This is a genomic window from Bradyrhizobium sp. SZCCT0231 (genome assembly GCF_018130245.1).
Classification (GTDB): Bacteria; Pseudomonadota; Alphaproteobacteria; order Rhizobiales; family Xanthobacteraceae; genus Bradyrhizobium; species Bradyrhizobium japonicum_F.
The window spans coordinates 183,931-202,826 of sequence record NZ_JAFCKP010000003.1 but is presented as its reverse complement, the minus strand read 5'-3'; the positions used below and the strand labels follow the sequence as shown (position 1 = coordinate 202,826).

General features: G+C 63.9%; 17 protein-coding genes and 1 pseudogene. 10 read left to right on the top strand and 8 right to left on the bottom strand.

Annotation, left to right across the window (positions count from 1 at the left end; translation table 11 throughout):
* The first annotated feature begins 16 nt into the window (after window positions 1–16).
* The 9 genes from JQ566_RS11340 (at window position 17) to JQ566_RS11300 (ending at window position 10,410) form a co-directional block, all read left to right on the top strand.
* Window positions 17–814, top strand: coding sequence for an ABC transporter ATP-binding protein (locus JQ566_RS11340; protein WP_100232354.1), 798 nt, complete (start codon window positions 17–19; stop codon window positions 812–814).
* A complete protein-coding gene (locus tag JQ566_RS11335; RefSeq protein ID WP_212372318.1) occupies window positions 811–1,524 on the top strand; it encodes an ABC transporter ATP-binding protein in 714 nt (237 codons plus the stop codon). Before JQ566_RS11340 ends, JQ566_RS11335 begins: the two co-directional genes overlap by 4 nt.
* 13 nt (window positions 1,525–1,537) lie before the next feature.
* On the top strand, window positions 1,538–2,416 hold the full coding sequence (locus tag JQ566_RS11330) for a branched-chain amino acid ABC transporter permease (RefSeq protein WP_212372317.1): 879 nt from the start codon (window positions 1,538–1,540) through the stop codon (window positions 2,414–2,416).
* A 2-nt stretch (window positions 2,417–2,418) separates the two neighbouring features.
* On the top strand, window positions 2,419–3,438 hold the full coding sequence (locus JQ566_RS11325) for a branched-chain amino acid ABC transporter permease (protein ID WP_212372316.1): 1,020 nt from the start codon (window positions 2,419–2,421) through the stop codon (window positions 3,436–3,438).
* Window positions 3,439–3,476: 38 nt separating this feature from the next.
* Window positions 3,477–4,712: an ABC transporter substrate-binding protein gene (locus JQ566_RS11320; RefSeq protein WP_212372315.1), complete on the top strand. Its 1,236-nt coding sequence runs from the start codon at window positions 3,477–3,479 to the stop codon at window positions 4,710–4,712.
* 119 nt (window positions 4,713–4,831) lie between these two features.
* The gene (locus JQ566_RS11315) at window positions 4,832–6,058 is read left to right on the top strand and encodes an ABC transporter substrate-binding protein (RefSeq protein ID WP_212372314.1); all 1,227 of its coding nucleotides are present in this window, start codon (window positions 4,832–4,834) and stop codon (window positions 6,056–6,058) included.
* 249 nt (window positions 6,059–6,307) lie between these two features.
* Window positions 6,308–7,534, top strand: a complete 1,227-nt coding sequence (locus JQ566_RS11310) for an ABC transporter substrate-binding protein (RefSeq protein WP_212372313.1) — start codon at window positions 6,308–6,310, stop codon at window positions 7,532–7,534.
* 174 nt (window positions 7,535–7,708) lie between these two features.
* On the top strand, window positions 7,709–8,938 hold the full coding sequence (locus JQ566_RS11305) for an ABC transporter substrate-binding protein (RefSeq protein ID WP_212372312.1): 1,230 nt from the start codon (window positions 7,709–7,711) through the stop codon (window positions 8,936–8,938).
* A 188-nt stretch (window positions 8,939–9,126) separates the two neighbouring features.
* On the top strand, window positions 9,127–10,410 hold the full coding sequence (locus JQ566_RS11300; protein ID WP_212372311.1) for a glycerate kinase type-2 family protein: 1,284 nt from the start codon (window positions 9,127–9,129) through the stop codon (window positions 10,408–10,410).
* Between the two features lie 12 nt (window positions 10,411–10,422).
* Here the strand turns inward: JQ566_RS11300 and JQ566_RS11295 are convergent, their stop codons facing one another.
* From JQ566_RS11295 to JQ566_RS11265, 7 genes are read right to left on the bottom strand one after another with little or no spacing between them, the layout of a single operon-like run.
* Window positions 10,423–10,947, bottom strand: coding sequence for an NADH-quinone oxidoreductase subunit B family protein (locus JQ566_RS11295; protein ID WP_212372310.1), 525 nt, complete (start codon window positions 10,945–10,947; stop codon window positions 10,423–10,425).
* A gap of 3 nt (window positions 10,948–10,950) precedes the next feature.
* Window positions 10,951–12,459, bottom strand: coding sequence for a hydrogenase large subunit (locus tag JQ566_RS11290; protein WP_212372309.1), 1,509 nt, complete (start codon window positions 12,457–12,459; stop codon window positions 10,951–10,953).
* Window positions 12,460–12,462: 3 nt separating this feature from the next.
* Entirely contained in the window at window positions 12,463–13,902 is a 1,440-nt protein-coding gene (locus JQ566_RS11285) for a hydrogenase 4 subunit F (RefSeq protein ID WP_212372308.1), read from the bottom strand.
* Window positions 13,899–14,561, bottom strand: coding sequence for a hydrogenase-4 component E (locus JQ566_RS11280; protein WP_212372307.1), 663 nt, complete (start codon window positions 14,559–14,561; stop codon window positions 13,899–13,901). The genes JQ566_RS11285 and JQ566_RS11280 overlap by 4 nt, the downstream gene beginning before the upstream one ends.
* A gap of 3 nt (window positions 14,562–14,564) precedes the next feature.
* The gene (locus JQ566_RS11275; protein ID WP_212372306.1) at window positions 14,565–15,521 is read right to left on the bottom strand and encodes a respiratory chain complex I subunit 1 family protein; all 957 of its coding nucleotides are present in this window, start codon (window positions 15,519–15,521) and stop codon (window positions 14,565–14,567) included.
* Window positions 15,518–17,518, bottom strand: coding sequence for a hydrogenase 4 subunit B (hyfB, locus tag JQ566_RS11270; RefSeq protein WP_212372305.1), 2,001 nt, complete (start codon window positions 17,516–17,518; stop codon window positions 15,518–15,520). Before hyfB ends, JQ566_RS11275 begins: the two co-directional genes overlap by 4 nt.
* Before the next feature lie 37 nt (window positions 17,519–17,555).
* Window positions 17,556–17,825 (bottom strand): helix-turn-helix domain-containing protein, encoded by a 270-nt coding sequence (locus JQ566_RS11265; protein ID WP_212372304.1) that lies wholly within the window; start codon window positions 17,823–17,825, stop codon window positions 17,556–17,558.
* A gap of 122 nt (window positions 17,826–17,947) precedes the next feature.
* On the opposite strand from JQ566_RS11265, the pseudogene JQ566_RS11260 reads away from it, so the two are divergent.
* Window positions 17,948–18,139 (top strand): annotated as a pseudogene (locus JQ566_RS11260) (MOFRL family protein); the annotation flags it as partial.
* Between the two features lie 174 nt (window positions 18,140–18,313).
* On the opposite strand, the gene JQ566_RS11255 reads toward JQ566_RS11260, so the two are convergent.
* Window positions 18,314–18,835, bottom strand: a complete 522-nt coding sequence (locus JQ566_RS11255; RefSeq protein WP_212372303.1) for a MarR family winged helix-turn-helix transcriptional regulator — start codon at window positions 18,833–18,835, stop codon at window positions 18,314–18,316.
* Window positions 18,836–18,896 lie beyond the last annotated feature (61 nt).

The following is an 18,896-nucleotide window of genomic DNA, read 5'->3' as shown; positions in this document are numbered from 1 at the left end:
ACGTGAGCGAGACGAGATGACGCAGGCACAGCTCGCGCGGGGGACATCGCCCCTGCTCGCAGTTCGCGACGTCAGCGTCGTGTTCGGCGGCATCGTTGCGCTCAACGGCGTGTCCTTCGACATGCACAAGGGCCAGATCCTCGGATTGATCGGCCCCAACGGCGCCGGCAAGACCACGCTCTTCAACTGCCTTTCGCGCCTGTATCAGCCGTCGTCCGGCGACATCCTGATGGAAGGCGTCAGCATCCTGTCGCGGCCGCCGCACCGGATCGCCGAGATCGGCATCGGCCGCACCTTCCAGAACGTGGCGCTGTTCCCGAACCTGTCGGTGATGGACAACGTCCGCGTCGGCGCGCATTCGAAGACCTCCAGCGACATCATCAGCGATTCCCTGAAGCTTGCCTGGGTCCGGCGCAGCGAGACCGACGTCAACAAGAAGGTGCACGAGATCCTCGCCTATCTCGACCTCGAGGACGTCGCCCACACCATCGTCTCCGGCCTGCCCTTCGGCACGCAGAAGCGGGTCGAGCTGGCGCGCGCGCTGGCGGCCGATCCGAAGATCCTACTGCTCGACGAGCCGGCCGGCGGCCTCAATCACGAGGAAGTCTATGTGCTGGGCGACCTCATCCGCCGCATCCGCGATGAGCGCCACATGACCGTGCTGCTGGTCGAGCACCATATGGGCCTCGTGATGTCGATTGCCGATCACGTCGTCGCGCTGAATTTCGGCAAGAAGCTCGCGGAAGGCACCCCCGCACAGGTGCAGGCGGACCCCGACGTCATCAAGGCTTATCTCGGGAGCAAGGACCAATGACGACACTGCTCAACGTCAAGGACCTGCGTGCCTTTTACGGCCAGGTCCAGGCGCTTCATGGCCTGTCCTTCTCGCTCAACGAGGGATCGCTGACGACGCTGCTCGGGGCCAACGGCGCCGGCAAGACCACCACGCTGCGCGCGATCTGCAACATGGTGCGCTCGACCGGCGCGATCGAGTTCGACGGCAAGCCGCTGAACAACCGCTCGACCGAGAACATCGTGCGGTTCGGCATCGCCCATGTGCCGCAGGGCCGCGGCACCTTCACCACCATGACGGTGGAGGAGAACCTCCAGCTCGGGGCCATCACCCGCAAGGACAGCGCCGGCATCGTCTCCGACATCGAGCGCATGTATGCGCATTTCCCGGTCTTGAAGCAGCGCCACACCCAGCAGGCCGGCACGCTCTCCGGCGGCGAGCAGCAGATGCTCGCGGTCGCCCGGGCGCTGATGCTGCGGCCGCGGCTGATGCTGCTGGACGAGCCCTCCTTCGGCCTCGCGCCGCTGGTGGTGCGTGACCTGTTCGGCATCCTCGGCAAGATCAACCGCGAGGACAAGGTGTCGATCCTGGTGGTCGAGCAGAACGCCCAGCTCGCGCTCGAGCTGGCCGACCACGCCTATGTGATCGAGACCGGCCGCATCGTGATGTCCGGCAAAGCCAAGGACATCGCGAACAACGAAGAAATCCGCAAATCCTATCTGGGTTACTGAGGGAGCCGGGACAATGGAGCTGTTCACCAACCAAGTCCTGGCCGGCATCGCCACGGGCGCGATCTATGCCTGCATGGCGCTCGCCGTCGTCATGATCTACCAGGCCATCGACCATCTCAATTTCGCGCAAGGAGAGATGGCGATGTTCTCGACCTTCATCTCCTGGCAGTTGATGCAGTGGGGCCTGTCCTATTGGGCCGCCTTCGTGCTCACGCTGGCATTTTCCTTTGCCGCCGGCATCGCGATCGAGCGCATCCTGTTCAAGCCGCTCGCGAAGGCACCGATCTTGACCAACGTCGCCGGCTTCATCGCCCTGTTTGCGATCATCAACTCCTCGGCCGGCCTGATCTGGGACTTCACCATCAAGCAATATCCGACCCCGTTCGGCTCCGCACCATTCCTGGGCAGCCAGCTGATCTCCACCCACCAGGCCGGCATGATCGGGGTCACCGTGCTGCTGCTGCTCGGGCTCTATTTCTTCTTTCAGTACACCCGCATCGGTCTCGCCATGCGCGCCGCCGCGTCGGTGCCTGAATCGGCCCGTCTTGTCGGCATCAACACGAGCTGGATGATCGCGCTCGGCTGGGGCATGGCGACCGCGATCGGCTCGATCGCCGGCATGCTGATCGCCCCCGTCGTGTTCCTCGAGCCCAACATGATGGGCGGCGTCCTGATCTACGGCTTCGCCGCGGCGGTGCTCGGCGGACTGTCGAGCCCGTTCGGCGCCGTGGTCGGCGGCTTCCTGGTCGGCGTCTTCGAGAATCTCGCCGGCACTTACATCCCAGGCGTCGGCAACGAGCTGAAACTCCCGATCGCGCTCGCGCTGATCATCTCCGTCCTGGTCGTCAAACCCGCTGGCCTGTTCGGCCGGCACATCGTCAAGCGAGTTTGATCATGAGCGCTGCAGAAGAAGTCGTCGCCGAAGGCCACGAAGCGGTCGAGGCGGTTCCGAAGCGGGCCATGACGCTGGGCACCGGCACCTCGCTGCTGGTGCTGGCGGCGTTGTTGATCGTGCCGGCGTTCGTCAAGAACTTCATCATCTTCCAGATGACGATGCTCCTGATCTACGGGCTCGCCGTGCTGGCTCTGAACATCCTGACCGGCGGCTCCGGCCAGTTCTCGCTCGGCCAGAGCGCGTTCTACGCCGTCGGCGCCTATACCTCGGCGGTGCTGATGGAGCACGCCAACATCAACTACGCGCTGACCATTCCGATTTCCGCCGCGGTCTGCTTCGCATTCGGTTACCTGTTCGGCAAGCCGGCGCTGCGGCTGTCGGGCGTCTATCTCGCGCTCGCGACCTTCGCGCTCGCCACGGCGATGCCGCAGCTGTTGAAGCTGAACTTCCTCGAGCACTGGACCGGCGGCGTGCAGGGCCTCGTCGTCACCAAGCCGGACGCACCGTTCGGCCTGCCGATGTCGCAGGATATGTGGCTGTACTATTTCACGCTCGTCGTGACGGTCGCGATCTACATCTTCTCGGTGAACCTGCTGCGCTCCCGCTCCGGCCGCGCCTTCATGGCGATCCGCGACAACGAGATCGCGGCCTCCTCGATGGGTGTCAACGTCGCGCTGTACAAGACGCTGGCTTTCGGCGTGTCCGCCGGCATCACCGGCGTTGCCGGCTCGCTTGGCGCCATTGCCGTGCAATTCGTCGCGCCCGACAGCTACACCATCACGCTCGCGATCTCGCTGTTCCTCGGCATGGTGGTCGGCGGCGTCGGCTGGCTGCCCGGCTCGTTCGTCGGTGCGGCCTTCATCATCTTCGTGCCGAACATGGCGGAAAGCATCTCCAAGGGCCTCTCCGGCGCGGTGTTCGGCGTACTGTTGTTCCTCGTCATCTACCTCGTGCCGCACGGCGCAAGGCAGATCGCGATCCTGGGCCAGCAATTCGTCGGCAAGCTCAGGAAGAACTGAAAACTCTCACGGACTGTTGTTTAACGAAGGAGACCCAATTGCTTTTTGGAAGAACACTGCGAGCCGCCGCGCTGGTCACGGCAACGGCGGCCATTACCCTCACCTCCGGCGCTGCACTCGCCCAAAAGAAATACGACACCGGCGCGTCCGATACCGAGATCAAGATCGGCAACATCATGCCGTACAGCGGTCCGGCGTCGGCCTATGGCATCATCGGCAAGACCGAAGAAGCCTATTTCAAGATGATCAACGACAAGGGCGGCATCAACGGCCGCAAGATCAATTTCGTGACCTATGACGACGGCTATTCGCCGCCGAAAGCCGTCGAGCAGGTCCGCAAGCTGGTCGAGAGCGACGAGGTGCTGGCCGTCTTCAACCCGCTCGGCACGCCCTCGAACACGGCGATCCAGAAATACCTCAACGCCAAGAAGATCCCGCAGCTGTTCGTCGCCACCGGCGCGACCAAGTGGAACGATCCGAAGAACTTCCCCTGGACCATCGGCTGGCAGCCCTCCTACCAGAGCGAAGCGCACATCTACGCGAAATGGCTGATGAAGGAGAAGCCCGACGCCAAGATCGCGATCCTCTATCAGAACGACGACTTCGGCAAAGACTACCTCAAGGGCACCAAGGACGGGCTCGGCGCCAAGGCCTCCTCCATGATCATCATGGAAGAGAGCTACGAGGTCTCCGAGCCGTCGATCGACGGCCACATCGTCAAGATCAAGGCGGCCAATCCCGACGTGCTGCTGATCTACGCGACGCCGAAATTCGCGGCGCAGACCATCAAGAAGACCGCCGAGCTCAGCTGGAAGCCGCTCCAGATCCTCACCAACGTGTCGATCTCGGTCGGCAGCGTGATGAAGCCGGCCGGCTTCGAGAATGCGCAGGGCGTGCTGTCGGCGGCCTATGCCAAGGATTCGACGGATCCGCAGTGGGCCAACGATCCCGGCATGAAGAGGTGGAACGAGTTCGTCGACAAGTACATGCCGGGCGCCGACAAATCCGACACCAGCATGGTCTATGGCTACGGCGCCGCGTCGACCCTGGCCAAGGTGCTGGAAATGTGCGGTGACGATTTCACCCGCGCCAACCTCATGAAACAGGCGGCGAGCCTGAAGGACTTTGCGCCGGATACCCTGCTGCCCGGCGTCAAGATCAACACCGGCGCCGGCGACTTCGCTCCGATCGCGCAGCTCCAGATGATGCGCTTCAAGGGCGAGAAGTGGGAACTGTTCGGCGAGATCATCAGCGGCGACATCGCCTCCGAATGACACGCTGACGCAACAATTCAGCGCGAAGAGCCCCCGCGGGCAACCGCGGGGGCTTTTTGTTGACGTCTGGCCGCAATCTTGTTCAATGCGGCGCCGATCCAGGTCGGGGTAGGAGAACAATGACTGCCGTTCGTTTTCAGGTTGCGACCCTCTGCGTCGCATTCGCGTTGTGCACTGCAATGAGCAGCGAAGTGCTGGCGCAGAAGAAATACGACAGCGGCGCTTCCGATACCGAGATCAAGATCGGTAACATCATGCCCTATAGCGGTCCGGCCTCCGCCTATGCCGCGATCGGCAAGGCCGAGGAGGCCTATTTCAACAAGGTCAATGCCGAGGGCGGCATCAACGGCCGCAAGATCAAATTCATCTCCTATGACGACGGCTATTCGCCGCCGAAAACGGTGGAGCAGGCGCGCAAGCTGGTCGAGAGCGACGGTGTGCTGTTGATCTTCGGCTCGCTCGGCACCTCCACCAACAGCGCCATCCGCAAATACATGAACGAGAAGAAGGTGCCGCAACTGTTCGTGGCGAGCGGCGCGTCGAAATGGAACGATCCCAGGCAATATCCCTGGACCATGGGCTGGCAGCCGAGCTACGTGAGCGAGGCGCGCATCTACGCCAAGTACGTCATGAAGGAGAAGCCGGACGGAAAGATCGGCGTGCTCTACCAGAACGACGATTTCGGCAAGGACTATCTGACGGGGCTGAAAGAGGGTCTCGGGGCCAAGGCTTCGATGATCGTGCTGGAAGAAGCCTACAACACCTCGGAGGCGGCGATCGACGAGCACGTCGTCAAATTGAAGGCGTCCGGCGCCGACGTCTTCATCAGCATCACCACGCCGAAATTCACAGCGCAGGCGATCAAGAAGGCGGCGGAAATCAACTGGCATCCGGTCCAGATCATCTCCAACGTCTCGGCCTCGGTCGGCGGCGTGATCGAACCGGCGGGCTTCGAGATCTCGCAAGGCGTCCTGTCGGCGAGCTACACCAAGGACGGCTCCGATCCGCAGTGGAATGCCGATGACGGCATGAAGAAGTTCTACAACTTCCTCGTCCAATACGACCCCAAGGCCAACAAGCTCGATGCCGGCGTCGTGTTCGGCTATGCCGCCGCACAGACCATGGTGAAGGTGCTGCAGATGTGCGGCGACGATCTCACCCGCGAGAATGTCATGAAGCAGGCCGCCAGCCTGAAGGACTTCGAGCCCGATACGCTGCTGCCCGGCATCAAGGTTAATACCGCGCCGGACAATTTCGCCCCGATCGAACAGCTCCAGATGATGCGGTTCAAAGGCCGGAAGTGGGAGCTGTTCGGCGATATCATCTCGAGCGGCATCGGCCACTGAGCGCCGCGGCGGCGCAATTCAAGATAGCCGCGCCTGCGTAGAGCAACTCGAGCGGTGGATCGGCGGCCCGAAATCTCTCGCGCCGGAATATTCAGCATCGTCGTCGAGGAGATCGCCGATGCTGCGACGCTCATGCGGGGCGTTCTTCTTGCTGCCGGCCGTGGATAGGTATTGAATAGGCGACGGAGCGACAACGATCGCTCCCAACAAGAATAATCGACACATTCAAACCTGCCCAGGGAGAACAAGATGCCTGCAATGCATGTGCGATTGGGGGCCCTCTCGGCTGCCCTCGTGCTGGCTGCCGCCCTTTCCACGACGGCGTCCGCGCAGAAGAAATACGATACCGGTGCATCCGACACCGAAATCAAGATCGGCAACATCATGCCCTACAGCGGACCGGCCTCCGCCTACGGCGTGATCGGCAAGACCGAGGAGGCCTATTTCCGCAAGATCAACGCAGAAGGCGGCATCAACGGCCGCAAGATCAACTTCATCAGCTATGACGACGCCTACTCGCCGCCGAAGACAGTCGAACAGGCGCGCAAGCTGGTCGAGAGCGACGAGGTGCTGCTGATCTTCCAATCGCTCGGCACGCCGCCTAACTCCGCGATCCAGAAATACATGAACTCGAAGAAGGTGCCGCAGCTGTTCGTCGCCACCGGCGCCACCAAGTGGAACGATCCGCGAAACTTCCCGTGGACGATGGGCTGGCAGCCCAACTACCAGATCGAGTCGATCATCTACGCCAAGTACATCCTGAAGAACCATCCGAACGCCAAGATCGCCGTGCTCTACCAGAACGACGATTACGGCAAAGACTATCTGAAGGGCTTCAAGGACGGGCTCGGCGCCAAGACCTCGATGATCGTGGTGGAGGAAAGCTACGAGGTATCGGAGCCGACAATCGACTCCCACATCGTCAAGCTCAAGGCGACCGGCGCCGACGTGTTCTTCAACATCACGACGCCGAAATTCGCGGCACAGGCGATCAAGAAGAACGCCGAGATCGGCTGGAAGCCGCTGCACTTCCTCAACAACGTCTCGGCCTCGATCGGCAGCGTGATCAAGCCGGCCGGCTTCGAGAACGCCCAGGACATCATCTCGTCGCAATATTTCATGGATCCGACCGACGCGCAGTGGAAGGACGACAAGGCGATGATCGGCTGGAACGAATTCCTGGACAAGTACTATCCGGAAGCGAACCGCGCCGACGCCTCGGTGATGTACGGCTACGTCGTCGCGCAAGGCCTGGCGCACGTGCTGAAATCCTGCGGCGACAATCTGACCCGCGAGAACGTCATGAAGCAGGCCGCCAATATCAAGGACTACGAGCCGGCCGGCCTGTTGCCGGGCATCAAGGTCAACACCTCGGCCACCGATTTCGCGCCACTCTCGCAGCTCCAGTTGATCCGATTCAAGGGCGAGCATTGGGAGCGATTTGGCGAGGTCCTGAGCGGAGACGTCGGCGGCTGACCTTACCCAGTTGCTCAAGATGTAGCCAAATCGGCTAAAGACGCAGCCCCTGCGGCCATGCCGCAGGGGCTTTTCCTTGAAGCGTTCGGGCAAATCGTATTGAATTGCGGCCGCGTCGCGAAAAAACGAGACAAGAAAAGGGACGCACACACAAAGAAAAACAGGGAGATTGGAATGCCTGCTGTCACCGGCAAGCTCGCGGCCGCATCATTGGCGCTCACGCTCATCGCGGCTTCGACCTCAACTGCATCGGCCCAGAAGAAATACGATACCGGCGCGACCGACACCGAGGTCAAGATCGGCAACATCATGCCCTACAGCGGACCGGCCTCCGCCTATGGCATCATCGGGCGCACCGAAGCCGCCTACTTCAAGAAGGTCAACGACGAGGGCGGCATCAACGGCCGCAAGATCAATTTCGTCTCCTACGACGACGCGTACTCACCGCCGAAGACGGTGGAGCAGGCCCGCAAGCTGGTCGAGAGCGACGAGGTGCTGCTGGTCTTCAACTCGCTCGGCACACCGCCGAACACGGCGATCCAGAAATACATGAACTCGAAGAAGGTGCCGCAGCTGTTCGTCGCCACCGGCGCCACCAAGTGGAACGATCCGCGGAACTTCGCCTGGACCATGGGCTGGCAGCCCAACTACCAGAGCGAGACGCAGATCTACGCGAAGTACATCCTGAAGGCCATGCCAAATGCCAAGATCGGCGTCCTTTACCAGAACGACGATTACGGCAAGGACTATTTGAAGGGCCTGAAAGACGGCCTCGGCGCCAAGGGCGCAAGCATGATCGTGCTGGAGGAAAGCTACGAGACTTCGGAGCCGACCATCGACAATCACATCGTCAAGCTGAAGGCGACCGGCGCCGACGTCTTCATCAACATCACCACGCCGAAATTCGCGGCACAGGCGATCAAGAAGATCTCCGAAATCGGCTGGAAACCGACTCACTTCCTCAACAACGTCTCGGCCTCGGTCGGCAGTGTGATCAAGCCCGCCGGCTTCGAGAACTCGCAGGACATCATCTCGGCCGCGTATCTGAAGGACGTCTCCGATCCGCAGTGGAAGGACGATGCCGGCATGAAGGGCTTCCTCGACTTCATGACGAAATATTTCCCGGAAGGAGACAAGCTCGACGGCGGCACCATCGTGGGCTATGGCGTGGCACAGACGCTGGTCGAAGTGCTGAAGAAGTGCGGCGACAATCTCACGCGCGAGAACGTCATGAAGCAGGCGGCGAGCCTGAAGGATTTCCGCACCGAAGTGCTGCTGCCCGGCATCAAGATCAACACCGGCGCGAACGACTTCGCACCGATCAGTTCGCTCCAGCTCATGAAGTTCAAGGGCGACAAATGGGATCTGTTCGGCGACGTGATCAGCGCCGACGCCGGCGGCTAGCCGCAAAAAAGCACGGAAAACAAGCCCCCTGCGAGCTCACGCAGGGGGCTTTTGCTTGCGCGCCGATTATGATCACGCGATTGCACAATCGAATGATGGTAAAGCCTGCTTACGCTTTCGCGCCCGATGCGGTAGGCATGTGACTGGCGCTTGTCGCCGATCTCTCCTGTCTGCCGAAGGCCTTCGTCATGACCGACCGCCGTCCCTTGCTCCGCGCGCTCTACGACGCCGCCGTTGCCGCCGCCCATCCCAATGTGGTGCTGGCACCGCACTTGCGGCCTGTGCCCAAGGGACGCGTGATCTGTCTCGCCGCCGGCAAGGGTGCCGGCGCGATGGCCGCGTCGGCGGAACGGCACTATCTCGACACGCTCAAGCTCGCGCCGGAGCGGCTGGTCGGCATCGCCACCACGCGCCACGGCTACGGTGTGCCGACACGCCGCATCCGCGTGGTCGAGGCCGGTCATCCCGTGCCCGACGAAGCCGGCCTCAAGGGCGCAGCCGACACGCTGGCGCTCGCCGGCGAGGCCGGCCCTGACGATCTGCTGCTGGTGCTGCTCACCGGCGGCGGCTCGGCGAACTGGATCGCGCCCGTGGACGGCATCAGCTTCGCGCAGAAGCAGGCCGTCAACAAGGCGCTGCTGCGCTCGGGTGCGCCGATCGGCGAGATGAATGTCGTGCGCAAGCACCTGTCGCGCATCAAGGGTGGCCGGCTCGCGCGCGCCGGCAGGAATGCCGCCGAGATCGTCACGCTCGCGATCTCCGACGTGCCGCATGACGATCCTTCCGCGATCGCCTCCGGCCCCACCGTGCCCGACGCGACGACGCTGGCGGATGCGCGCGCGATCGTGGCCAAGTACAGGCTCGACATCGACGATGCCGTGCGCCGCGCCCTCGACGATCCCAATAACGAGAGCTGCAAGCCGGGCGACGCGGCGTTTGCGCGCGCGCATTTCGAGCTGATCGCGCGGCCCAAGCAATCGCTGGACGCCGCGGTGAAGCTCGCGCGCGAGTCCGGCTACGAGACGATCGATCTCGGCGCCGATCTCGAAGGCGAGGCCCGCGAGGTCGCAGCCGATCATGCCAGCCTGGCGCTGCAGGCACGCGCCCAGGGCAAGCGCGTCGCGATCCTCTCCGGCGGCGAGCTCACGGTCACCGTGCGCGGCAATGGGCGCGGCGGGCCGAACCAGGAATACGCGCTGGCGCTCGCCGAGCTGCTCAAGGACACGCCGGACATTTCGGCGCTCGCCGGCGACACCGACGGCGCCGACGGCGGCGCCGGCAACCCCACCGACCCCGCCGGCGCGCTGATCGACGCTGCGACCTTCGCGAAGATGAAGACGCAAGGGCTGCAGCCGCAGGCCTATCTCGACAACAACGACGCGACGGCGTTCTTCGAGGCGACCGGCGACCTGCTGCAGCCCGGCCCGACGCTGACCAATGTGAACGACGTCAGGGTGATTTTGGTGGATTAGCGTGGGCGCGGCTTACCGTTTGCCGCTGACGTGCTCCAGCAGCGCGAGCAGGCCCTTCAACAAGTCCGTCGGCGACGGCGGGCAGCCCGCGATGTGCAGATCCACCGGAATGGTCTCGGACACGCCGCCGACGCAGGCGTAGCTGCCTCTGAAAATGCCGCCATCGATCGCGCAGCCGCCGACCGCGACGACCCATTTCGGATCGGGCGTCGCGTTGTAGGTCCGCTCCAGCGCCTGTCGCATGTTCTTCGTCACCGGACCCGTGACCAGCAGCACGTCGGCGTGGCGCGGCGAGGCGACGAAGCGCAGGCCGAAACGTTCGATGTCGTAGAAGGCGTTGGAGAGCGCGTGGATCTCCAGCTCGCAGCCGTTGCAGGACCCGGCATCGACCTCGCGAATGGCAAGAGAACGCCCAAGCCTGGCCTGGGCGGCGCGGTCGACTTTCGCTGCAAGCTCCGCCAGCGCCGCCTCGTCCGGCGCCGGCGCGGGCTCCGTCAGCGAGCCATGGGTGAGGCTTTCGAGCAGGGTCTTGCGCATGGCTTAGAGGTCCGCGCCCGAATAGGAACAGTTGAACGACTTGTTGCAGAGCGGAAAGTCGGCAATGATGTTGCCCTCGATCGCAGTTTCCAGCAGCGGCCACTGGAACCACGAGGCGTCGCGCAGGTGGCAGCGTTCGACGCGCAACTCGCCATCGAGCCGCAGCCACACCAGCACGTCGCCGCGGAAAGCTTCCGTCAGCGCCAGGCCTTCGCAAGCGCCGCGCCCCGCTGGCGTCGCGCTGCTGATCTCGCCCGGCTCCATCAGGTCGAGGATCTGCGCGATCAGCTCGACGCTCTGCTCGACCTCGCGGATGCGGATCCAGACCCGTGCGTTGACATCGCCGGCTTCCAGCACCGGCACCTCGAACGACAATTGATCGTAGGGCGCGTAAGCAAGCGTGCGTCGTGCATCGAAATTTCGACCCGAGGCGCGGCCGACATAGCCGCCGGCGCCGAACTGCCGCGCATAGTCCGCCTTCACGATGCCCGTGGTGACGGTGCGGTCCTGCAAGGATGCGGTGTTGTCGTAAAGCTCGATCAGGCGCGGGAATACCTTCTTGATTTCAGCAAGCAGCGTTCGCAGCGCCGGGATACCGTCCGGCGCGATGTCGCGCGCCACGCCGCCGGGCACCACGACGTCCATCATCAGGCGATGGCCGAACGCAGCATCCGCAGCGCGCAGGGTCCGCTCGCGCAAAATGCCGGTCTGGGCGTGCATCAGCGCGAACGACGCATCGTTGCAGATCGCGCCGATGTCGCCGAAATGATTGGCGAGCCGCTCCAATTCCGCCATCAGCGCCCGCAAGTACGTCGCGCGCCTGGGCACCTCGACGTCGAGCGCGGCTTCCGCCGCGCGGGCAAAGGCGAAGGCGTAGGCCACCGCGCTGTCGCCGGAAGTGCGGTTGGCGAGCTTTGCCGCGGCCTCGAGGCTCGCGCCCTGCATCAGCGACTCGATGCCCTTGTGGGTGTAGCCGAGCCACTGCTCCAGCCGCACCACATGCTCGCCATTGGCGGTGAAGCGGAAATGGCCGGGCTCGATGATCCCGGCATGGACCGGGCCGACCGCCACCTGGTGCAACGCCTCGCCCTCGGCCGGCAGGAACTGGTACGGCTGCACGTCGCGCGATGCGTTGCGGCCGGAGAGCGGATAGGACTTGCCCCAGACGTAGTGATCGAGCCATGGCCGCAGATCGTCAGCGCCGGCCGGAACAAGCCCGAACAGATCATGAATGGTCCGCTCGAGCCGAAGCGCCGGCGGATGACGGCTGGCGACGCTTGGAAATGTGCCGGCCGTACACGCGTAGGTCACGACCGCGATCTCGGCCGAGCCTCCATCGAGCATCGCCATATGCACCGCGGTCGGCTCGCCCCAGAAGCCGAGCAGTGTGAGGCCTCCCTCGACCAGCCGATCGATCGCCGCCTGCCAGCCCGCCTCCGTCACGACCGCGCGCGGCCAGGGCCGGTGCGACGGCACCGCATTGACATGGGGGATGCTGTCGAGGATGCCCATGGCCTACCCCAGGAGCTTCGCGACGTTCTGGAAGCCGGTGACCAGCACCGGCGGCAGATAGATGCCGGCCATCAGAACCAATCCGAGATGCGTGAACATCGGCACGTAGGAGGCTTCCGCGGGCGCGGTCTTGCCCTTGGGCTCGCCGAACATCACCGGGCCGATCCGCAAGAAAAGCCCGCCGAGCGCGATGATGATGCCGAGCACCAGGATCACCGTCAGCCCGGGCGCGCGGGCGAAAGTCGAGCTCACCACCAGGAACTCGCTCATGAAGATGCCGAGCGGCGGTAGCCCGACGATGGCGATGACGCCGAGCATCAATCCCCAGCCGAGCACGGGATTGGTCACCGTGAGCCCGCCGATGTCGGCGATCTTCTGCGTGCCCTTGACCTGCGCAATGTGGCCGACCGCGAAGAAGATCGCCGACTTGGTCAGCGAATGCATGGTCATATGCAACAGCCCTGCGAAATTCGCGAGCGGCCCGCCCATGCCGAAGGCGAAGACGATGATGCCCATATGCTCGATCGAGGAATAGGCGAACATCCGCTTGATGTCGCGGCGCCGGTACAGCATCAGCGCGGCGAAGATCACCGACATCAGGCCCATGGTCACCATCAACGGACCCGGCGCGATCGCCGCAGAGTTGACCGCGAGCATCATCTTGAAGCGCAGGAGCGCATAGAGCGCGACATTGAGCAACAGGCCGGACAGCACCGCCGAGATCGGCGTCGGGCCCTCGGCATGCGCATCCGGCAACCAAGCATGCAGCGGTGCGAGGCCGACCTTGGTGCCGTAGCCGAGCAGGAGGAAGGCAAAGGCGACGTTGAGCAACGCCGGGTCGAATTGTGCGGCGTGCTTCACCAGCACCGTCCATACCATGCCGTCCAGCCCCTCGCCCACCACGGGGCGCGCCGCCATATAGACCAGGATGGTGCCGAACAGCGCGAGCGCGATGCCGACGCTACCGAGGATGAAATATTTCCAGGCTGCCTCCAGCGCCTCGTGGGTCCGGTAGATGCCGACCATCAGGACGGTCGTCAGCGTCGCCACCTCGACCGCGACCCACATCAGGCCGATATTGTTGGCGAGGAGCGCGAGGTTCATCGCGAACATCAGCGTCTGATACATCGCGTGATAGAAGCGCAGGAACGCCGGCGCCAGGCGACCGGTCTCGATCTCGTGCTGGATGTAGCTCGCGCTGAACACCGACGTGGTGAAGCTGACGAAGGTGGTCAGCACGATGAAGACCTTGTTGAGGTCGTCCATCAGCAGATACTGCCCCGATACCGGTTCGACCACGAACAGCGAGAGTGAGGTGAGGAAGGTCGCGAGCGCTGCCACGACGTTCAGCTTCGCCGTCAGCCGGTAGCCGGGCAAGATTGCCAGCAGCGCCGCCGAGAATGCCGGAATCAAGAGGATGGCGCTGAGGGCGTCGATGCTCATCGCCGCTCTCCGCGAAAGCGATCAAGCTCCTGCACGTCCACGCTGTCGAAACGCTCGCGGATGCGGAACAGGAAGATGCCGATCACGATGAAGGCGATCAGCACCGAGAAGGCGACGCTGATCTCGACCACCAGCGGCATGCCCTTGGCGCCGGTCGCCGCCAGCACCAGCCCGTTCTCCAGCGACATGAATCCGACGACCTGGCTCACGGCGTTGCGTCGCGTCACCATGATCAGGAGCCCCAGCAGCACCACCGACAGCGCGAAGGCAAGGTCCTCGCGCGCGAGCGCGTCGGCGCCCGGCGTCACCCGCAGCATCACCACCATCGACAGCGCGACGAGGCCGATGCCGGCCATCATGGTCAACCCGACGCCGATCGCATTCTCGATCTCGCGATGGATACCGAGCCGCTTGATGATCCGGTGCAGCGCCACCGGGATGATGATGGCCTTGAAGACCAGCGCGATCAGCGCCGTGACATAGAGATGCGGCGCTTGCTGCACATAGGCCTGCCAGGCTACCGATAGCGCCAGCACGCCGGCATGCAGCGCATAGACATTGAGCAGCGCATAGAGCCGGTCCTGATAGAGCATCATGAAGCTCGCCAGCACGAGGGAGCCGGCGAGCAGATGGGCGATGTCGAATTGCAGGCTGCTCATCTCTCAGAGGCTCCCCGACACGAAGCGCAACAGGGTGGCAAGCAACGCCAGCATCAGCGCCGCGCCCAAGAACTCCGGAATCCGGAACACGCGCATCTTGGCGATCGACGTCTCGAACACGGCGAGCAAAAAGCCAAGCACCGCCAGCTTGCCGAAATAGAGCAGCGCGCCAAAGACGAGCCTCGCAACGCCCGCGTCCGCAGTCGCCGTGCCCCATGGCAGGAACACGCAGGCGATCAGCGAGACATAGAGCAGGAGCTTGAGCTGCGACGACAGATCGATCAGCGCGAGATGCCGGCCCGAATATTCCAGCACCATGGCCTCGTGCACCATGGTGAGCTCGAGATGGGTGGCGGGGTTATCGACGGGGATGCGGGCATTCTCCGCCAGCGCTACGATGGTCAGTGCCACGAACGCCATGCCCAGGGACACACGCAGACCGACCGCGTCCGAGCCCATGAACTCGGCCACGTTGGAGAGCTGCGTCGAGCCGGCGATCATCGCAACCGAGAACACCGTGATCAGCATCGCGGGCTCGGCGAGGGAGGCGATCATGACCTCGCGGCTGGAGCCGATGCCGCCGAAGGCGGTGCCGACGTCCATGCCGGCGAGCGCCTGGAAGAAACGGGCGCTGCCGAGCAGCGCAATGATGGCGATGAGATCGGCGGTCCAGGAGAACAACAGGCCATTGCCGAAAGTCGGCACCAGCGAGGCGGCGACCCAGGTGCCCGCGAAGATCAGATAGGGAATGACGCGGAACAGCCAGGATGCGTTGTTGGCGAGCACGACGTCCTTGCGCATCAGGCGGATGAGGTCGCGATAGGGTTGGAGCAGCGGCGGCCCGCGCCGGCGTAGCAGCCGAGCCTTCACCTTGCGCACGAAACCCGTCAGCAGCGGCGCGAGCCCCAGCACCAGCAACATCTCGGCGCCCTGGGAGAGGATATCGCGCAGCGCATTCATAGTGCCACCACCAGCAGCAGCACGATCAGCGCCACGAAGACCAGCGTCAGGTAGCGGCGGATGGTGAGGAACTGCAGGATATTGATGCGGTCGGTCGCAAAGCCGATGGCCTTCGCAATCGGCGCGTACAGCGCATCCCAGATCAGATCGCGCAATTCGACCTTGAGCCGCGCAGGAAGCGGCGAGGACGGCGGCGGCATCTCGCCGATCTCGCGCGCGGCAAAGATGACGCCGCCGAACACGCGGCGGATCGGCTGCGAGAAGCTGGAGGCCGAGTACTGGATCAAAGGGTTCGGATCGGGATAGCCGCAATCCCAGGCCGGCGCGCGGCGTAAGCGGTCGGAGGCGAAACGGTGAATGGCCGTCGCCGCCGTCGTGCCGCAGAGTGCCGCGAACAGGAACACCAGAAGGCCGTTATAGGAGCTGCGGCTTTCGGCGATCGGCACGATGGTGAGCCACTGCAATCCGACTTGATGCGGCATGATGTTGCCGACCATGCTCTTGCTCACCGGCGCCAGCGCATCGATGAACAACCCGGGCAGGATGCCGGCAACGAGGCAAAGGGCGGCAAGCACGAGCATCGCGGTCAGCGAGAAGCGGTCGGTCTCATGTGCTGACGCCGCGACATCCGAACGCGGCCGGCCGAGGAAGCTGATGCCATAGAGCTTGACGAAGCAGGCCGCGGCAAAGGCGGCCGCAAGCGCCAGCAAACCGCCGACCGCCGGAATGATCAGCTTGAGGCCCCAGGAGGGCAGCTGCGGTGAGAGCAGAATCGCCTGGAAGGTCAGCCATTCCGAAACGAAGCCGTTGAATGGCGGCAATGCCGAGATCGCGACGCAGCCGACCAGCACCGCGAACGCCGTCTTCGGCATGCGATGGATCAGCCCGCCGAGCTTCTCCATGTCGCGCTCGCCGGTTGCTCCCAGCACCGCGCCGGCGCCGAAGAACAACAGGCTCTTGAACAGCGCATGATTGAAGACATGCAGCATCGCCGCGGTGAACGCGAGCGCCGCCACCCAGTCGAGCCCTTCCGCCTTGAAAGCCAGCGCCAGCCCGAGGCCGGTGAAGATGATGCCGATATTCTCAATCGTCGAATAAGCGAGCACGCGCTTGATATCGCGCTGCATCAGCGCATAGAGCACGCCCAGCGTCGCCGACGGACCGCCGACCAGCAGCACCACCATGCTCCACCACCACACCGGTTCGGGCAGAAGATCGAAGACGATGCGCACGAAGCCGTAGACGGCGACCTTGGTCATGACGCCGCTCATGAGGCCGGAGACGTGGCTGGGTGCGGCGGGATGGGCGAGCGGCAGCCAAGCATGCAGCGGCACCAGGCCAGCCTTGGAGCCGGCGCCCAGCAGCATGAGGATCATCACCACGCCGCTCAGCGCAGCGGAAGGATGCGAGGCTCGGATCGCATCGAAATCGTAACCGGCGCCGCTGGCGAGCAGGCCGAAAGCGAGCAGCAGCACCAGCGTGCCGAAACTTGCCATCAAGAGATAGACATAGCCAGCGCGGACATTCTCGGCCTCCCGGTGATGCGAGACCACCATTGCCCAGGAGGTCAGCGACATGAATTCCCAGGCGACCAGGAAGCTGAAGGCATCGTTTGCCAGCACGACGACGTTCATCCCCGCGAGATAGGCGGGATAGAACGGCAGCACGCGGCCGGGGGAGTCCTCGTGCCGGCCATAGCCGAGCGCGAACAGGCTCGCAGCGGCGCCGCCGAGATTGACGACGACGAGGAAGAAGGCGGACAGCGCATCGAGCCGGAAATGCGCACCGAGCCAGGGCAGGCCGATCGGCAGGGTCGCACTCGGCGTCAGATGAGGGAAAAAGAGCAGGTCTGACAGCGCCGTGATACATAGCGTCGATGTGGCGATCAGGCATCCGCCGTAGAGGATGATCGAGCCGCGCGGGCGCGTCGACAGCACGACTCCCGCAGGCGCCAGCGCCAGCAGAGCCGCCACTGACCATAGCGCCACGGCGATCATAGCCGCTCCTGGATCATGATTTGCGCGCGCGTCATCGCTATCGGCCGCCTGCGCTCGGGGGTGGAGACTTCAGCCGCACACCGCGCCCCCCGGCGCTCGACACAGCCCCCTCGGCGATCAGCTCGATACCCGCGACCGACAACGCCTCGACCAGCTTCACCAGGGAATCGACATTGCCGCGGATCACCCCTTCGGAGGCCTCCATGCGCTGGATCGTCGGCAGCGACAGCGAACAGCGCTGCGCGAGTTCGCGCTGGTCGATCCTGAGCAAGGCACGGGCGGCTCGAAGCTGCGCGGCGGTGATCACGGGGCACAATGTCCGTGGCAGTTACAGCGCTTGATTTGCCAAGCTTAGGGCGCGCAAAATGACGTTTCAAGCATCATTTTCTAGATGCAACGCGTCATTCCGTTCGATGTCCTCGGAGCTTACACCCTCCGGGCGCGTGTGGCGCGCTGTTCGATGCTGCGACCTTCGCGAAGATGAAGGCGCAAGGGCTGCAGCCGCAGGCCTATCTCGACAACAACGCCGCGACGACGTTCTTCGAGGCCACGCGCGATCTGCTGCTGCCGGGCCCAACGCTGACCAATGTGAACGACGTCAGGGTGATTTTGGTGGATTGACGTTGGCTTACCCTCCCCTGGAGGGGGAGGGTCGGCTCGCGATCGAGCGCAGCGAGACGCGAGACGGGGTGGGGTGACAGTCTCTCCACTGATGCAGTGCCCGAGTGGAGAGATCACCCCACCCCGCCCACGCTACGCGCGGGCGACCCTCCCCCTCCAGGGGAGGGTTAAAAGTCAAAACTCGTTGGCGATCTTCGAGAGCATCCCGATCAGGGCCTCGCGGTTGGCCTGGCCGAGCAGGTCGTTCAGCCGCGCCTCGTGCTTGGTGGCGACGAGCTTCTTCGCCCGCGCCAGCACGGCCTTGCCCTTGTCGGTCAAGACCAGGATGTGCGAGCGGCGGTCGTTGGTGGAGCGGATCCGCGCGCAGAGGTCGCGGCTCTCCAGATTGTCGAGCATGGCCACGAAGTTCGGCCTGAGGATGCCGAGGGTGGAGGCGATCTCGGTCTGGTTACGGCCGGGGTTCTTCTCGACCAGCAGCAGCACCGAGAACTGCGCCGGCGTCAGCTGGAGCGAGGCCATGCAGCGCAAGAAGTTCTCGAACACCTTGAGCTGGGCCCGCTTCAGGACATAGCCGAGCTGCTCGGAAAGCTCGCCGAGCTGGAGGGCTTCCGCCTGCGGCTCGGCCGCGTCCTTGCGGCCCTTGGCCGGGTCGGCGGGCTTTTCGGAAGACTTTTCAGCGGTTTTGGAAACGGTCATCGCCTCGTGCTCGTAATCCCGCTAAATTCGGGACGGGTCGGTCCCCACCCTTGATGTTATA

Excerpts from the sequence above, each read along its gene's own strand:
- JQ566_RS11340 (WP_100232354.1), top strand. The coding sequence starts at position 17 with ATGACGCAGGCACAGCTCGCGCGGGGGACATCGCCCCTGCTCGCAGTT.
- JQ566_RS11335 (WP_212372318.1), top strand. The coding sequence starts at position 811 with ATGACGACACTGCTCAACGTCAAGGACCTGCGTGCCTTTTACGGCCAG.
- JQ566_RS11330 (WP_212372317.1), top strand. The coding sequence starts at position 1,538 with ATGGAGCTGTTCACCAACCAAGTCCTGGCCGGCATCGCCACGGGCGCG.
- JQ566_RS11325 (WP_212372316.1), top strand. The coding sequence starts at position 2,419 with ATGAGCGCTGCAGAAGAAGTCGTCGCCGAAGGCCACGAAGCGGTCGAG.
- JQ566_RS11315 (WP_212372314.1), top strand. The coding sequence starts at position 4,832 with ATGACTGCCGTTCGTTTTCAGGTTGCGACCCTCTGCGTCGCATTCGCG.
- JQ566_RS11310 (WP_212372313.1), top strand. The coding sequence starts at position 6,308 with ATGCCTGCAATGCATGTGCGATTGGGGGCCCTCTCGGCTGCCCTCGTG.
- JQ566_RS11305 (WP_212372312.1), top strand. The coding sequence starts at position 7,709 with ATGCCTGCTGTCACCGGCAAGCTCGCGGCCGCATCATTGGCGCTCACG.
- JQ566_RS11300 (WP_212372311.1), top strand. The coding sequence starts at position 9,127 with ATGACCGACCGCCGTCCCTTGCTCCGCGCGCTCTACGACGCCGCCGTT.
- JQ566_RS11295 (WP_212372310.1), bottom strand. The coding sequence starts at position 10,947 with ATGCGCAAGACCCTGCTCGAAAGCCTCACCCATGGCTCGCTGACGGAG.
- JQ566_RS11290 (WP_212372309.1), bottom strand. The coding sequence starts at position 12,459 with ATGGGCATCCTCGACAGCATCCCCCATGTCAATGCGGTGCCGTCGCAC.
- JQ566_RS11285 (WP_212372308.1), bottom strand. The coding sequence starts at position 13,902 with ATGAGCATCGACGCCCTCAGCGCCATCCTCTTGATTCCGGCATTCTCG.
- JQ566_RS11280 (WP_212372307.1), bottom strand. The coding sequence starts at position 14,561 with ATGAGCAGCCTGCAATTCGACATCGCCCATCTGCTCGCCGGCTCCCTC.
- JQ566_RS11275 (WP_212372306.1), bottom strand. The coding sequence starts at position 15,521 with ATGAATGCGCTGCGCGATATCCTCTCCCAGGGCGCCGAGATGTTGCTG.
- hyfB (WP_212372305.1), bottom strand. The coding sequence starts at position 17,518 with ATGATCGCCGTGGCGCTATGGTCAGTGGCGGCTCTGCTGGCGCTGGCG.
- JQ566_RS11255 (WP_212372303.1), bottom strand. The coding sequence starts at position 18,835 with ATGACCGTTTCCAAAACCGCTGAAAAGTCTTCCGAAAAGCCCGCCGAC.